Genomic DNA, 15416 nt, shown 5'->3' with positions numbered 1-15416 from the left:
TCGCTTGGCGCGAGTGCCTCCACGCATTGCTGACACGGTTGCGTCGTTGGCGTTGTGCCGGGGATGACAGAGGCCGGACCTTTCGACCTCGCAGCCGGCGATCGCGGCTAGCGGAAGGGATGAAGCTCCTTCGCCGGCGGGTGATGAATTTGCTCGCGATCGAGCCCGAGGTCGAAGGCCCAGAAAAGGTGTTCGTGATCCGGTCCGTGACTCACGCCGTGCGAGAGAGCGTCACCGCTCCATTGCGGCCTGATCTTGTCGGACTTGTCGGTGCCGTCTTCGCCCTGCTTCAGCTCGGACAGCAGCAGTTCTGAAAGCGTCCGGAGCTGCTTGTCGCTGAGGCCATTGATCCAGGCCGAAAGCTGTTCGGGCGTCATTTGCCGGTAGGCAGCATACTGCGCCAGGAACGTGATTTGAGAGCCTCCGGGGAGCGCCGTGAGATAGCCGCTCCGTTTGCTCAATTCGCTCGACGCCAGCGGACTGAACCCCGCCGCGCGCAGCATGATCCGCGTGGGCTCTTCGTATTGATGGGCGGCTTTATGCCCGTCGTACACTGCCTTGCCGACCACCGATACTGCCGCGACGGCAATTCCCGCCGGCCCGGTCCAGGATGCCGCGCCGAACGCGGGAGCCACCGCGAGCCCGAATCCGACGGCGGAGCCGGCGGAAGCCAGCGCTGCTGCGGTGTCCTGGGGAACGCCGAGGCCGAAACCCGAGCGCACGCTGTTCACGGCTTCGAGCACCGCGTACGCGGCAATCAGGACTTCGCCCGCGGCAACTTTGCCCACCTTCGCGCCGGCCAGCCGTCCGAACCCCTTGGTGGCATCGGCCTGACCGATACTGACCAGAAATTCGCTGAGCCTTTGCGTCCCGAGGGCACTCAGCGTCCCGACCTTGAGCGCGCCGGGCAGGTCGGGCTTCGCGGCGAATGCGCGTATGCTGAGGCCGAGATTGAGGCCGACCACCGCGACCGCAAGGCCGCGTATCACCTGGCCGGCAGGGGTCTCCCGCGCGAACGCGCCGGCGGTGCGCCCGGCCGCCTTCAGCTCCGCCTCGAAGCCGACAAGCGCCGCGGCGTCATCGGTCGCCACCTGCGAAACCTTCGTCACGGCGGTGATCGCCTTGTCGAGCTCTGGCTTCGAAATTCCCAGCAGCCTAGCAAGCCGCGTGTCCCCCAGCCCCTTGATCGCCTCGATCGCCTTCTCGATCCGTTTCGGATCGGTCACGTCGAGGCCGGCGAGCTTGCCGGATACCATGCGTCGCACGAGGGCGGTGGCCGCTACGTTGGTGAGCCGCAAGCCGAGAAAGGCGAGCTTGCCCTTGGTTGCCAGCGAGAAGGCAGAGCCGTCGTGGCCCTTGAGAGACGAGAGCATGCCGACGATGTCGTTCAGCGCCTCGTCCTTTTGCAGACTCGGGTCGGCCTGAATCGCCATCTCCATCGCAAGGCGTGCTGCGTCGTCGTTTGCAATGGCCATCCACTGGCCCAGCAATTCGGGACCGGCGTCGAGTTTGCCGGTCAGCTTTCCCAGCGCGATCATGTGCCGGACCAGTCTGCTGCCGTCGTCGACGATGGTCTGCTTCAAGCGGTCGTGTTCCGCGCGCCATTCCGGGCCCTTATGCGCGAGATAGGCGTCCATCGCCGCTTGCGATCGATCCGCGGAAAGGGCCGGCCCCAGGGTGGTGGACAGCCACGCCAGTTCACCGTCATGCTTGGCGAGCGCCTCGACATCGGCCTTCGTCTTGTGCTGGATATCGGCCTGCGACCCAGGCGTCGCGGCGGCAAGCGTCTGGAACACTTCGGATGCGTCGCCGCCTTGCGCCCGCGCCTGACGCGCGTGGGCGACCGCGTAGGCCATGCCGCCTCCGTGCTGCATGGCGCCGAGCACCGGCGTCGCGTCCCAGGCGGTGAGGGACGCGAAGTCGGTCACTACGCGGTCACCTCTCTCCGTTCCAGAGATCTGATCGCTGAGCGTAACGACGTCGGCAAGGCCGTCCGGACCGAGCGCCGCGAGTGGCGGAAAGGTCTGCTGGTCCCCGACGGGGCGGTGATAGTCCACCGCGGCCCATTCGGCGAGCATCGCGGCGAACTCGCGATCGACGGAGGCGGCAGCCGTCGCGAGATTGTGGACTGCCCGGTCCGCGCGCTGCTGCGGCAAAAGCGCGGTGTCGGAGAGCGGTGCGTCGATCTGCTTGATGGCTTCGTTGACGAGGTAGGACGTCATGGGATCCTGCAGAACCAGTCCCCGCACGTCGTCGGGCTGCTGCCGACAGCTGATGCTGAGATGTTGGAGCGTCTTCAGGGCATCGCCGTGCGCGCCCTTGAGCGCGTCTCCAACGATATCCGACGCGGCTTGAATGGCCTGCGGACTGACCACCGAGGCGGCCGTGGTTTGGGCTTCCGGGAGCAGGGTCAGGGGTGCCGCAGGCGCCTGCGACGGCAACCCGAGAAGGCCCGCTGTAGGACGGGATTGCTGTGTCTTGGTTTCGGGCCGGTCGTCGCTGGCAGGAATGGTCGGCGGAAGCGTCGGCCGGGGAGCCGCTTCGGTGCGTGGGGACATCCGATTTCTCCTTTTCGCGTTGCACGGTTTTTGGCATGGGCGGCGACGGTCCGTTGTCTCAGACGTGACACGTGGGCTCGCTCATCCCTCGCCGAGCTTCGCGAGGAAGCGGCCTCGCCGCTAACCCGCCCGGTCCGCGGTTGCGGTGCCGTGGCGCAGATAGCTCTCCACCACGTCGCGCGCGCGGGGCAGGTCGTCGAGCTCAAAGAAGCACCGTGCCTTGAGATAGCGCCGCAGCCGCTGCGCGTCGGTCATCGTATAGGTACCGAAGCGTTCGATCGGCTCGATGCGGTCGAGCTCGTCGAGGCAGGCGAGCGCCGCGCCCCACTCCTGCGCGAAGAAGCCGAGCACGGCGCGCGCCAACGTGACCTCGGCCGAATTGTCACCCAGCACGTGCAGCGCCTGCGCGAGAATGGTGGCGCGGTCGGTGAAGCCGTTTTGCGCTAGGACGTAGATGTTCAGGAGCAGGAAGTCGCGCTGCTTGGCGGACAGCGGCCCCGTGGCGCGCGGCGGTTGGCCGCTGGCCAGCCGCGTCGTACGCGAGACGTCCTTGACGCTCGGAAGATTGGTCGGGCTCATGGCTAGCCGCGCAGCAGGGCGGCGAGCGAGCGGCGCACTTCGTCGTCGAGACTGTTTTCGTCCGCGAGGCAGGTGGCTGCCCGCTCGAGCAGCTCCTTGCGTGCGCCGGTCTCCCGCTTCGCGCTGGCCGCGATCAACTCCTGCGCCTGGAGGCGGATATCGGCCAGCATCGCCGGTTCAAGCAGGTCGGGATCGAGGAACTCGGGCTGGAGCAGAGCCGGCAGGCGTTCATCGAGCGATGGCCGCTTCAGGACGTCGTCGAGCGGCTGACTGACCGGCAGAAAGACTGGACGCAGGCCCTTGTCCTGGGGGAGGTGGACGTCGTCTCCCACCTGATAGCGGGAGATGGTCTCAAGGCCGACTTCGAGACTCCTGATCCGCATGGGCGGCTCCGTATGGCTGCAGCATGGAGGAGGGGGCGCTGACGGAAGGGCGTGCGCCTCGCGCTCCCCTGCAATCCGCTAGCTGATGTTCCTGCCGATGCTCGCGATGATGTCACCCGCTTTCGACAAGGCGTTCGTGGCCGCCTGGAAATGCGTGGTGCGCTCCTTTTCCAGCGTGTTGATGTCGTTGAACTTGAGCTGGTTCTCCTGGCTGATCTGCTGCACCGTGTTGCTCAGCGTCGCCGACCATTGGTCCCAGGTCGACTTCTGGAAATAGTTCAGCGTCGTTCCTTTGTTGTCGTAGAAATCGAAGCTGGGCCGCTTGACGCCGAGCAAATCCTCGATCGGGCTGGCGATGCCGTTGAGCTCTTTTTCGAACATGCTGATGGCCTTGAGCTGCGCGTCACTCAGGGCCGGCGGCGTGAACTTGTTCTTTTCGTCGGCGTCGACCACGACTGGATTCTTCAGCGTGTCGATCCCGGTATGCGCAATGATCTCGTGACCCTGGTCGTCCGCATCGCCCGGTACTCTCCCAGAATTATTGCCGATGTCGCCGCTTGCGTCGTAGCCGAGCAGCCCGCGTTTCTCGTCGTTCTTCGATGCATCGAATGTCGCGATGGTCTGGTTGATGAGCTCCTGGATGACGTTGTAGGTCTTCAGGAGCAGGTTGATCTGGTTGATCTCCTCGGTGTCGGCGGCGTTGATGGCCTGGTCCTTGAGATTGGCGCTGAGCTGAAACGCAGCGAGCAGGCTCGGCGCATCGAGATGTTTCGTGAGCCCGGCCAGCGTGCCGGTATTGGCGATCTGCATCGCCGCATTGTCGGCCGCCAGGATCTGCTTTTCCGCGTTCATGAAGGCTTTGAGGCCGTTCACGATATCGACGTTGTTGCCGTTATCGTCGAGATTGAGGCCTGTGACATCCCTGAATTGATTGGGATCATTGGGGTCGGGCTTGAGCGGGCCGGCGGCTTTGGCCTTTGCGAATACGGCAACGCGATGGAAGCGAGCCGAGATGGCACTGATCTCGCTGTTGATGTCGGTAACGGAATAGACCTTGGTCCCGCCGACGCGGTTCTGAACGTTGGTGATCTCGTCCCTGAACACCTGCTTGTCCGAGTCGGGCACCGACGGATCGTTGTTGATCGTGTCGAGCAATTTGTTGATCGCGTCGGTCGCCTGACCAACGTCCTCCGTCATCCCGAGCCGCGCCAGCGTCTTGGCGGCGGCGCCGGTCTTGGCCAGATCGGCGTTCGCGACCGTTGCGATGATCGTCTGGTCGGCGATGGCCATGGTGGCGAAATCAGCCTTTTGCAGGGATTCCAGAATGTACACCTTGGTCTGGTCGCCCGAGAGCATGACGTGGATCGCATCGTTTCCCGACCCGATGGTCAGGATGCCGTTCGTAGCCTCGCTCTTGTGGCGGTTGATGTATTCCGCCTGATACGCGGTATGCCAGCTCGCGAAGATGTTCGCGGTGAGCGCGGAGGGCGGATCGTCGAAATGAGCGGGCTTGCCGGCCTTCGCGATCAGGCTGTCCGGCGAGTCCGGATCGGCGCTGAGAATCGGAAACACCGCTTGGGCACCGGCATCGTTGATCGAAGAATCGAGCCCGGGAGTGTCTCCGAGCAGATTGTTATAGGGCGTGTTTTGCGGCGGCGGCAGTTGGCTGCCGCGTGTGGGTTGGATCACCGGCGCATTGCCGAACGCGCCGCTCCAGAAATCACTCATGCCAGTATCCTCGAGATCAAAGGTTGAAGCGGGTGCGGGGGACGGCGCCCGCGGCGTCCTGCGCGCCGATGCCGTGCTGCTGGCTGTTCCTGCGCAGGGCCGCGCGACCGTGCTCGCGCGACTTGCGGACGAGGCGGGTGAGTTGTGACGGGTCGCCCGTCGCCGACAGCAATTCGCCGACCCTGATCAGAAGCCGGTCCATCAAGGCGTCGACCTCGGTCATGTCGGCGCAAAGGGGCATGGCCAGGATGATGCGCCTGGCCTCGCCGTCGGATGCGATCAGCGGTGCGGTGCAGATCTGGTCGAGCAGCGCGCGAAGCTCTCCGAGCACGCGAGTCCATTCCCGCGTCTCGCGGGAGGACGGCTGGCCATTCACGAACCCTTCAATATCCAAAGCAGCATCCGTCGATTTGCGCGCGCCGCCTGCAGCGCCTGCGTCCCCCTGACGCGAGGTCGCGTGGTGGGTGACGCTCAAGCGTCGTGAGCCCGGAGTTAACGGGTACCACGCCGCTCTGCGCTGGAGTGTCATATAGGTGACAACCCGGATTGAATGATCCGGTAATCCCCACGGGGCGACTGCCGCTTCTCGCCGAAGCGGTATGGATGGGAAGCACCGCAGGAACTGCCTTTCGTGTCGACCGGCCTCGTTGATTCAGGGCGCGCCGGATGGTCGTGGAGCTGTCGTTGGAAAACCGGGATATCGACATCGTGCTGGATCTTCTCGCGCCGCGCGCAGCCGTTGCAGGCCTTGCGACGCCCGCGGTTACCGGAACGATCGACCTGACACGGCCGGATATCGTCCTGCGCGGGGCGCGCGGCGCGTTCGAGGCCCGCCGTTGGAGCGGTGATCCGGTTGCTGCGGCGGTGCTGGCCCTGGTTCGCGATGAGTGGACCGACGATGCCGTCGAAGCCTTGCACCACATGATCGTCGCGCGTCGGGAGGACAGGGGATGCGGCGAGCCATCGTTGCTGCTGCGCGCTTGCGCGGCCGAGGCGTTTGCGGCGGACCAGATCGGCCGTGCCGCGGTCCTGCTCGCGACGCTTCACCATCTCCAGGCCGACGACGCTGAGGCCTTTTCGGCGCTGGCCTTGTGTGCCGCTCGCCTCGGTCAGTTCGACGAAGCGCTGCTGCTTGCCAATGAGTGCCTGAAGCTGCCGCAGAAGCACCCGCGCGCCTATTGCATCGCTGGCTTCTGCGAGCTCGAGCGCGGCAACCGCAAGGCCGCGCAGTCGCTGTTGGCCGTCGGCGCCCGGATCGCGCGCGGCCGTCCGGACTTTGCCGAGATGCTACGCGCCGCCCAGCGCGTGCTGCTCATTCTGCACTTCGCCTGAGGCCACGCCCCTCGACCGCGCTTATTTGACGATCAACGGGCCGGGGCGAGGTTCCGCCAGAGTGCGCGGCCCCGTTGGGCGGACCCGGAAATCGTTATAGGTCACCGGCTCGAACGGCAACGGGCATCCGAGCTGCCGCATCTGGTCGATGATGCGCAGCCGGATGCCGTCGGCGCCGCCGAGATGGGAGCGCGGGCCGCCCTCGTAGAAGTGCGCGACCTGATGCGCGCGGCGGTCAAAATTCGCGAGATCGTTGTGCAGCGAATAGCAAATCAGGACGAGCTGCGCCTTGGCCGGCGTCGCCGCGAGGACAAATCCGGCGGCGAGAAGGGGCGCTGCGAAGAGACGTTGCGAGAACATAATCGATCCCTGTCGCGAAGGGGCGCGATCCGGAAACGGCGTTGCGAGTGCATTCCGCCAGCAACGAATGCACTCGCTCCAACGTCCGGATCGGCGCCTCCGCCGATTACTCGATGTTGCGGGCGCAGGTCTTCAGCACGTCGGACACCGCCTTGAGCGTATTGGTGCGCAAATTCGCGATGGTCGACCACGTGTTCATGGCCATCTGCATCGAGAACAACCTCTCGGAGTCGGAGAGGTTGGCGTTCTGCTGGATGTTGCGGATGTCGTCCTCGATCTTGCTCATCTGCGTCTGCAGATGCTGCTGGTTCCAGACCAGATCGAAACCGTCGCGATTGAGGTAGCTATACTTGAACCCGCCCTGGGTGATGGTCCCGTTGTGATCCGAGCCTGGATCGAGCGTCGGCGCAAAGTCCGACGATCCAGCATTGGTTGAGCCGGCCATAGTCAGTTCTCCTGTGTTGCTCGCCGGGGCGCTCCCGGCGAGATTGCCTGTAACATTGCTCGCGAGCGAGGGCTCATCGAGCGGGGTGGGCTCCCGTGATCACCTCGCGCGCCGCGGCAACGGCATTGCCGATCGTCGTTGCGCGCGTGTAATCGACGGGAGAAGGGCCTGAATGCTGAAAGGCCGCGATCCGGGCGGCGATATGGTCGAGCCGCGCCAGCGTCGCCGTGATGACGGCGAGGCGGTCGTTGCCGTACAGCCGCTCCTCGAGTTCGGTCATCGCCAGACCGGAGATATCGTGGGGGTCGATCTCAGCCATCGCAGTCCTGCTCCATGGCGACGGTCTCGAGCGCTCTGCGATCGACGATCAAAATCGCGCGATCTCTGGAGACGACCCATCCCGCACGTTCCCAGGCCTTCAAGGTCCGGTTGACGCTTCCGCGCGCGCCGCGCGCCATCAGTCCGATGTCGGCTTGGGTGACCATCGGTCCGATGCGCGGCACCGCGTGCCCGTCGTAATCCTCCTTGGAGCCGAGGCCGTCGGCCAGCCGGAGCAACGCCTGGGCCACGCGCCCGTGCAGCGTCTTCAGGCTCATGAGCCGGGTGAGATCGACATAGGACCGATAGCGGCGCGCGATCAGATGCGCGATGCAGTCCTGCAGTTGGGGAAAGCGCCCGCAAAGCTCGTTGAACTTCGCGGCGGAGAGGCTGCCCACGATGGTCGCACCGATTCCGGTCGCCATGTCGCAATGCACACCGCCGTCGAACACGCCCAGCTCGCCGAAACTCGCGCCGACCGGCAGGATCGCATACAGAATCGCGGAGCCGTCATCGAGCACGTAGGAGAGGCGAACGTGCCCGGACATCACGAAATGAAGGTGTTGGGCGGGCTCTTCCTGAAGATAGATGACCTCGTTGTTGCCGTAGAGGCGGCGCGTCGAAGCCGAGATCAGCGCGTCCCAGGCATCATTGCCGACGGTCGCGAAATCGGAGGTGGACTTGAGCGCGCGAAACCCCACGGCGCCTGTCGCGACGGTCGGACGCGTCAGCGCGGCGGCATCGGCATCGAATGTCGAGACCGCGCCGTGCGCGGCCGTCGATTCCGAATTCAAGACGGCTCGATCATGTAAGGACACGCCAGTTCCCTGCGCCATGGATATTCGAAATCGTTTCGATGCTGAAAGACCGGATGTCCTGCAGCATCGCAATCATGTGATCGGTCGAACCGTTGCACGAACGCGATCCGTCGTCGGTGAACGGTGTCACGTAGCGAAGCGATCGATGGTCAAATCCGACTTGCAGCAGAGGCCGGCCTCACGAAGTTGATGGCGAGTGCGCTCCTGTCGAAGTGGCGGTCGCAATTGTCCAAGCAAACATGGAGCGCGTTTCATACTAAGAGAAATATCGGCAAACGCGCGCCGATCAATCCTTCAATCGGAGGATATCGCGGGATCGTCGTAGCAGAACGGACGATCCTCTCGTGGCGGCTTACAAGCGGATTGCTGACGATGGATGAATCGAAACTGTTCGACCGTGTCATCCTGAAGATCCTCAACGGGGTCCAGGTCGGCGCCGAGGTGTCGCTCGTTCCGGGGGAATACTCGATCGGCTCCGGAAACGAGGATGACATCCAGCTGATCGATGTCAGCCTGCAGAGCGGTCAGGCGAAGTTACGCATCACGCCAGGCAAGATCGAGATCGCTGGCGGCTCGGGCGCGGTGACGGTCGGCGGAACAATCGATATCGCCGCGGGCTCGGAGTGGCACGATGTCGAACCGCTGGACATCATCACCGTCGGCATGATGCGCCTCGTTCTGGCGCCGCCAAATGCCAATTGGACCACGCTGATCGAGCAGAACGAGCCGAGAAGCGAGGTCCGGAAGGGGAGGCTGCCCGCGTTTGCGATGGCCCTTCCATCTGCGTTGAAGCTGAACGGCCGAACCCTGCGATTGGCGGTGCCGGTCGCGGCCCTGCTGGGAATCATCGGCATCGGTGCCACCTATTTCGTCGCCGGTGGCAGGGAGCACCCGACGCCCCGGGTCGAACAAGGTGATACCGAACGGGTGGCGCGCGCCGCGCTGGATCAATTCCCGTTCGGCAGAGCGGTGTCATTGAAGCGAGAGGTCGACGGCACGGTGTACGCGACCGGCTTCGTCAAGGACGGCTTCGAGCGGCGCGCCCTGGTGTCCGCGGTGGAGAAGACCGGCGCGCAGGTCTATTTCCGCCTCGGCGTGCTGGAAGCGCTGAGAGGCGAGATCGAGGGGCTGATCAAGTCCGAGAAGATGCAGGTGAGCTACACCCTGTCCCCAAACGGCGAGCTCACGCTGGACGGCGTGGTCCTCAACGAGGAGACCGCGCGGCAGTTCGTGGAGAAGTTGAGGGCATCGATCGCGGGCTTGAGCGCCGTCGAATCCAGGATCCGGACCGGCCGGACGCTGCTCGACGACGTTCAGAAGATAGCGCGTACCGCGCAGATCGATCAGTTCGTCTTGGTCCGGCTCGATGGCGAGATCATCGAGGCGAGTGGCATCCTCCCGATCGAGAAAATCGATTCCTGGGTCGGGTTCCTGACGTCCTATTCGCGCCGGTTGAGCAAGGACATTGCGCTGCGGTCCTTCGTCCAGCTGCAGAAGCCGGACGGGACATTGGTGGGAGCGGCGACGCTGCCGGTCACGCTCGGAGCACAGGCCGGTGGCGATCGCGCGCTCGATCGCGACAAGCTGCTGCAGGGGCAATACCGGATCGACGATCTGTTCGCCGGCTCTTCGCCGCAGCTGGCTGCGGCGGATGCCAAGCCGACGGGATCGGTCAAGGCGGCGGCGAGCGGTATCATGGCCGCGCGCGCCAGCGCCGATCCATTGCGCCTCGCCGAGCGTGCCAACCAGTTGCTGGCGGGATGGCGGAAAGGAGCTGACGATGCTCTGGCGAAGGACTTCGAATTCCTGCTGCAGCAGAGGCTCGCGATCGCGCGGCGCGGCAACGGCGACGAGCAGACCGACCGCGACAAGGCCGTGGAGAAATACATGCCGTTGCTCGTGACGGCCAATCTGCAGGGAATCGCCAACGCCTGCCGCGTCGGCTCGCGGCTCACGACCGAGAACCTGCCGACCGCCATCTTCTGGCTCGATCTGCTCAGCATCTCGAACGCCTACTCGCTGACGGAGTTTGCGCAGGAGGACCAGGCGTTCATCCTGGAGGCCGCACTGGACCCGCGGCTGGCGACCGAGTGTCTCGCGCGCGTGGGCGACGCTGCGCCAATCTCGCTCTATTTGAGCGAAGCGCCGCGCAACCCGGACTTCATCCGCTTCTTGCTGCGGGATTATCGACCCTATGCGCTGGACGTCTCCGGCGCCAGCGTCGCCGGGAGCCGTTACGTACAGACCCGTAGCGGCGAGCGGATGCGTGAGGGCGGAGCGCCCGACGGCGCCAGCCGTCTTGCGCTGGTGGGCGAGCTCGGTTCCGTGATTCAGCAGAAGAACGGTTATGCGACCGTCATCTATGCCCGGCAGCTGAACTGGTTGAACCAGAAATAGGCCTGCGGCGCTGGCATGGACCGCACTGGCGGGGCGTGGCGGATCGAGGGGGGGCGGGAGCCGGTACCTGACGTGTCATCTGCCGCACTCCACGCGGCGCCGCGATGCGTTAGCCAGGTTTCACTGGAGGCGCCGCCATGGCGACCTCGCTCGCGGCGCCCGCATGGTTGCGGCGAAAACCTGGAGACCGTCTCATGACCGTGCCGGCAAGCGCAGGCCAGTCCATCGCGCCCATTCCACAATCGCCGGCAGAGATCTGCCGCGCGGATGACACCGTCCGCAAGGAGAGCGTCGCGCCTGGAAATCTGAGCCAGGATGTAACGCACGGCGTCCTTCTGGACCAGCACGGGACCTATGCCGCGCCCGTGCAGGATGGCGCGCCGGCTCATCCGGGCGCGACCATTCCGGCCTGGCGTCTCGGAGAAGGCGACACGCCGGCAACGATCCATGATCCTCCGCCGGGCGCGGCGGAGATTCCCGCAGCCTGGACGGCGCGCGTGCCTCACGCGGATCAGCGGGCCGGTCACGTGACCATGGAGGAGTTGCCGCTTCTGGGAAAAACCGGTGTGATCGAAGCGCACGACGCGCCTGAGTTCGTCCGTGAGCAGATATTGGGCTATGGCGGGATCCAGATTGCCGACAGACTTGCGGACCGGCGGCTGGACTATGAGTGGGTCGACGACATGTTTCACGGCATGACGAAGCTGGTACCTGTCCTGGTCAAGGCAGAGGTGAAGGTGCTGTGGACCGATTCTCTGTCGTCGGACCAGCCGCTGTTGACCCGGATCGTGGCACGGGAAGGCGGCGCCAGCGAACAAGACTTGAATATGCTGCTGAAGAAGGTCGCGAACGACTACAAGAACGTCCCAGACTTGCGGAATAGGCTGAAATCCGAAGTCGAATTCCTGCGGGCCGCTCACGAACAAGGCATCGAGATCCGCGTCCTGAAGAAGGGCGAGCAACCGGTCCGCGCGCCCGGGGACGAAGGGACGTTCGTGGTTCTCGGTGGCAGCAGGAATCGCGACAGGCCTTATCTCGACGTCGGTGTCGTCGGCACGCATTTGGCACCGGGACAGATCAGGGCATCCGACGACAAGACGAGCGTCATCAACGTCGGGCCACCTCGGCCGCGTCATGCACCCGCGCCGCGGACGTCCCCCGCACCCGTTGCAGGGAAGCCCTGGGATGACATCTGACGCAAGCCTGCGCAGACGAAGTTCGGCCGATGAGCCACGACGTCCGCTGTGACTCTCGGCACAGGACTTGGCGGCTGGACGCGCTATCGGTCGTGACGCTGCGCGGGCCCGGCGTTGCGATGCCGGTCCCTCGAGGACGCTGCGCTTCGCCAAAGCGCCTGACGGGAATGGAGCAACTTCAATGGTCGAGATCACCCAACCTTCGCATGTCGATGCCGGCAACTCGGTAGGCGGCCTTCCGGATCGTGTCGCGCCAGCCGCGCCACAAGGCCGTATCTCGTCGGGCATCTCGGCACATCAGCCTGCGGTTCCAGCGACTGTCGTCGCGGACCTGCACGTCGGTGCGAAGGGGGCGCCTGCCGCTCACGCGAACGGACCGCTGGTGCCTGCCTCGGCCTTCGTCGGTCCGGAGGGGGCCGCCAGCGGAGCAGGGGCGCCGGCTACGAGCCGGCCGTCCACGCTGCTGGACGCGCTCAAGGACTTCGATGATTCGTTCAAAGCGCCTGCGACTGCGCAGGACCGCGCCGCGAAGCTCACCAGCCTGCTCTATTTCGTCGACCATCGAAAGACCGAGACCGACAAGGTCGCGACCCGTCAGATCATCGCCAGGGAGATGTTGAGCATCGACGGGCGCAACAAGACTGGCTATCTGCTCGAAGCAATCGAAGCGCTCAGCCCCGAGCAGGCCAAAACGGCGGCCTTGCCGCTGGTGCAGGTGATCGGCACGATGAGCGACGGAGCCGAGAGAAAGACGTATGCGGGAGGACTGGTCATAACGCTCAATCGGCTGCTTGCCGACCCGAGCAGCGATCAGGCGATCCTCGGAAAAGCCGTTTCGACTGCCGCGCCTTATGCAGGTCTGGAAAAGCAGGTGAAAGAAGAGATCGCAAACCTGACCAGTGCGAACCTCAACGCCAATCAAAACCTCAAGGCCGGTAAGACCCCCAAGGACATGAGAGACCTCGAGGCCGGTCAACGCGCGTCGATGCTCAAATTCATCGTGCGCGGGGGAACGCCGCGCGACATGCAATCGGCCGTGAACCAGCTGCAGCGTCATCTGGACCTCGTTCCGGGAATCATCGCGCACCTGGACCCCAAAGAAGCCCTGATCGTCCTCCGGCGTGTCGCCTCCGCGATCGATCAAAATCAAGGCTCCCATCGCGCCGAGCTCGCGAGGGCGGTTCGCGTGGGCTGCGTCAAATATGCCGCCACGCTGGACCCCAGCCTGCAGGCTCCATTCAAGGCGCTCGGCGAAAGACTGGAGCGCGATTCCAAGTGACGCTCGGCGCTCCACGATCGCCCGCTGCGCCGATCGGCTAAATTCTTGGCCTATGTCTTGGTGCGGTGATCGCCGGCGTCCATGTCGATGACGCCGCGATCGAGCGGGCCGTTGTAGAGCAGATGCCGGTTCGCCTGGACCCAGACCAGCACCTCGGCGACGGCATCGAACAGCTCGTCCGGCACGATATCCTCCAGCTCGGTCCTGGCGTACAGCGAGCGGGCCAGCGTGACGTTGCGGAAGACCGGCACGCCTGCGGATTCCGCCTCGGTACGGATGACGTGAGCCTGGCTGCCGAGTCCTTTTGCCGTCACGACCGGTAATTTCAGTTTGTCGCCGTCGTATTGCAGGGCGATCGCCACGTGCGTGGGATTGACGACGATTGCGGTGGCGCGTCGGGCCTTCTGGCCGGCGTCGCCCATCACCAGCTCCTGCGCCAGCCTGCGACGGTGGCTCTTGATGTGAGGGTCGCCCTCGCTTTCCTTGTATTCCCGCTTGCGCTCCTCCTTCGACATCATGAGGCCCTTGGTGTAGCTGTATCTTTGGTACATGAAGTCGAAGCCGGCCACGACGACGAACGCTAGGGCGGAGTACAGCAAGAGGTCGCGCAGCATCGCGACCGTGATCGAGGTCTGGCAGCTCAACCCGCAGGACAGCGAGGCGATGTAGGGTCCGATCGCGCCTTTGATGACGAAGTAGAGCAGCGTGGAGAGAAAGCTGATCTTCACCAGCGACTTCAGCACCTCGACCAGCTGCTTCATCGAGAAGATGCGCTTCAGGCCCGAGGCCGGACTGACCTTCTCCAGCTTCGGAATCAGGCTTTCGAGCGCGAAGATCGAGCCGATCTGCAGATAATTGGCGAAGATGCCGGCAATCAGTGCGGCGCCGAGAATCGGCAGCAGGATCACCACCGTCGTGTGCGAGGCGATCGCGATGGCGGCGGCCGCGGTGTCGCTGAAGCGTCCGGCCTGCAGGTAGGCGATCTGGTCGAGCAGGCCGACGATTCGCGCCATCATGTTCGGCCAGTTGAACCAGATCGTGGCGACCACGGCGGCGAGCGAGGCGGTGGTCACGACCTCCTGGCTCTTGGCCACCTGGCCCTTGGCGCGCGCATCGCGAATCTTTTTCGGGGAAGGCGGCTCGGTCTTTTCACCAGATGACTGGCTCATTTCCGACCTCCCGGGGCTGGCTCGGCTGCGCGTCGGCCGGTCTGGTCGCCGAGCCTCAGCAGTTCGTACATCTGCCCCACGTTGCGGTCGAAGGAGGCGAACTGGCGCTCGACGAAGGGCATCAGGATCGGCGCGTAGAAGACGAGCACCAGGATCGCGAGCACGCTCTTGATCGGCATTGCCAGCACGAAGACCTGCACCTGAGGCGAGAAGCGGCTGACGATGGCAAGGGCGAATTCGGCGAGGAACATCACGGCGAGCACGGGCGCGGCGGTCACGAAGGCCATCCGCATGGCGGTGTCGGCAAGGCCGAGCGCCATTCCCGGAAACAGCTCCGATGCGATCGGGATGGCCTTGGCCGCGGGCCATATCGCGTAGGATTTGTAGACGACGCCAAGCACCAGCAGGAACGCGCCGGTCGACAGAACGTAGGTCAGGAAGGCCTGAGACAGCAGCGTTCCCAGCAGCGAGGTTTCCTCGCCCTGCAGCGGGTCGATTGCGGACGCCACGGCGGCTCCGCGCTGGCTGTCGATCAGTCCGCCGGCAGCCTGGATGGCCCAGAACATCCATCCGACGACATAGCCGGCCAGGAAACCGACCGCATATTCCTTGGCAAAGAACAGCGCGAGCGCTGCGGCGGAGCGGTCGAAGCTCACGGCGTAGTCGAGATTGATGGGAACAGCGATCAGGGCCAGCGACAGGATCGTGGCGGTGCGGGGCATCATGGGAACGGCAGCCGAGTTCAACAGCTGCGAGGCGCTGAGAAACGCATAGAGCCGCGGCAGGGACAGCAGCAAGGCCAGGAAATAGTCGCTGTAGACCCGAAGGAATTCGACCACGGCCTGCATCGGACG

Annotated in this window: 15 protein-coding genes; 4 read left to right on the top strand and 11 right to left on the bottom strand. The window is 64.6% G+C overall.

Annotated features, from left to right (window positions below):
* Nucleotides 1-107 precede the first annotated feature (107 nt).
* The 5 genes from CO669_RS07660 to CO669_RS07640 all read right to left on the bottom strand — a co-directional run bounded on the left by CO669_RS07660 (nt 108) and on the right by CO669_RS07640 (nt 5723).
* The gene (locus CO669_RS07660; protein ID WP_143278639.1) at nt 108-2558 is read right to left on the bottom strand and encodes a hypothetical protein; all 2451 of its coding nucleotides are present in this window, start codon (nt 2556-2558) and stop codon (nt 108-110) included.
* A 120-nt stretch (nt 2559-2678) separates the two neighbouring features.
* Nucleotides 2679-3137, bottom strand: a complete 459-nt coding sequence (locus tag CO669_RS07655; protein ID WP_097659175.1) for a hypothetical protein — start codon at nt 3135-3137, stop codon at nt 2679-2681.
* A 2-nt stretch (nt 3138-3139) separates the two neighbouring features.
* Nucleotides 3140-3520 carry a type III secretion apparatus assembly protein SctX gene (gene sctX, locus CO669_RS07650; RefSeq protein ID WP_097659174.1) on the bottom strand — a complete coding sequence of 127 codons (381 nt, stop codon included), beginning with the start codon at nt 3518-3520 and terminating at the stop codon, nt 3140-3142.
* A 78-nt stretch (nt 3521-3598) separates the two neighbouring features.
* Nucleotides 3599-5248: a hypothetical protein gene (locus tag CO669_RS07645; RefSeq protein WP_097659173.1), complete on the bottom strand. Its 1650-nt coding sequence runs from the start codon at nt 5246-5248 to the stop codon at nt 3599-3601.
* A gap of 16 nt (nt 5249-5264) precedes the next feature.
* Nucleotides 5265-5723 (bottom strand): hypothetical protein, encoded by a 459-nt coding sequence (locus CO669_RS07640; protein ID WP_143278638.1) that lies wholly within the window; start codon nt 5721-5723, stop codon nt 5265-5267.
* A gap of 191 nt (nt 5724-5914) precedes the next feature.
* Here CO669_RS07640 and CO669_RS07635 point away from each other — a divergent pair, with 191 nt between their 5' ends.
* Nucleotides 5915-6580, top strand: a complete 666-nt coding sequence (locus CO669_RS07635) for a hypothetical protein (RefSeq protein ID WP_097659171.1) — start codon at nt 5915-5917, stop codon at nt 6578-6580.
* 21 nt (nt 6581-6601) lie between these two features.
* On the opposite strand, the gene CO669_RS07630 is transcribed toward CO669_RS07635, so the two are convergent.
* The 4 genes from CO669_RS07630 to CO669_RS07615 all read right to left on the bottom strand — a co-directional run bounded on the left by CO669_RS07630 (nt 6602) and on the right by CO669_RS07615 (nt 8497).
* Nucleotides 6602-6940, bottom strand: coding sequence for a hypothetical protein (locus CO669_RS07630; RefSeq protein WP_097659170.1), 339 nt, complete (start codon nt 6938-6940; stop codon nt 6602-6604).
* A 106-nt stretch (nt 6941-7046) separates the two neighbouring features.
* Nucleotides 7047-7385: an EscF/YscF/HrpA family type III secretion system needle major subunit gene (locus CO669_RS07625; RefSeq protein ID WP_097659169.1), complete on the bottom strand. Its 339-nt coding sequence runs from the start codon at nt 7383-7385 to the stop codon at nt 7047-7049.
* 73 nt (nt 7386-7458) lie between these two features.
* A complete protein-coding gene (locus tag CO669_RS07620) occupies nt 7459-7704 on the bottom strand; it encodes a hypothetical protein (protein WP_097659168.1) in 246 nt (81 codons plus the stop codon).
* On the bottom strand, nt 7697-8497 hold the full coding sequence (locus CO669_RS07615; protein WP_158228752.1) for a Crp/Fnr family transcriptional regulator: 801 nt from the start codon (nt 8495-8497) through the stop codon (nt 7697-7699). Before CO669_RS07615 ends, CO669_RS07620 begins: the two co-directional genes overlap by 8 nt.
* Before the next feature lie 396 nt (nt 8498-8893).
* Here CO669_RS07615 and CO669_RS07610 point away from each other — a divergent pair, with 396 nt between their 5' ends.
* The 3 genes from CO669_RS07610 to CO669_RS07600 all read left to right on the top strand — a co-directional run bounded on the left by CO669_RS07610 (nt 8894) and on the right by CO669_RS07600 (nt 13393).
* Nucleotides 8894-10918 carry a hypothetical protein gene (locus CO669_RS07610; protein ID WP_097659166.1) on the top strand — a complete coding sequence of 675 codons (2025 nt, stop codon included), beginning with the start codon at nt 8894-8896 and terminating at the stop codon, nt 10916-10918.
* 137 nt (nt 10919-11055) lie between these two features.
* Nucleotides 11056-12114, top strand: coding sequence for a hypothetical protein (locus CO669_RS07605; protein WP_143278637.1), 1059 nt, complete (start codon nt 11056-11058; stop codon nt 12112-12114).
* A gap of 181 nt (nt 12115-12295) precedes the next feature.
* Nucleotides 12296-13393 (top strand): hypothetical protein, encoded by a 1098-nt coding sequence (locus CO669_RS07600; protein WP_097659164.1) that lies wholly within the window; start codon nt 12296-12298, stop codon nt 13391-13393.
* 50 nt (nt 13394-13443) lie between these two features.
* On the opposite strand, the gene sctU is transcribed toward CO669_RS07600, so the two are convergent.
* A complete protein-coding gene (sctU, locus tag CO669_RS07595) occupies nt 13444-14562 on the bottom strand; it encodes a type III secretion system export apparatus subunit SctU (protein ID WP_097659163.1) in 1119 nt (372 codons plus the stop codon).
* Nucleotides 14559-15410, bottom strand: a complete 852-nt coding sequence (gene sctT, locus CO669_RS07590) for a type III secretion system export apparatus subunit SctT (RefSeq protein WP_097659162.1) — start codon at nt 15408-15410, stop codon at nt 14559-14561. The genes sctU and sctT overlap by 4 nt, the downstream gene beginning before the upstream one ends.
* Nucleotides 15411-15416 lie beyond the last annotated feature (6 nt).

The sequence above is a fragment of the Bradyrhizobium sp. Y36 genome (assembly GCF_002531575.1).
GTDB lineage: Bacteria > Pseudomonadota > Alphaproteobacteria > Rhizobiales > Xanthobacteraceae > Bradyrhizobium.
This window is presented reverse-complemented; position numbering and strand designations above follow the sequence as displayed.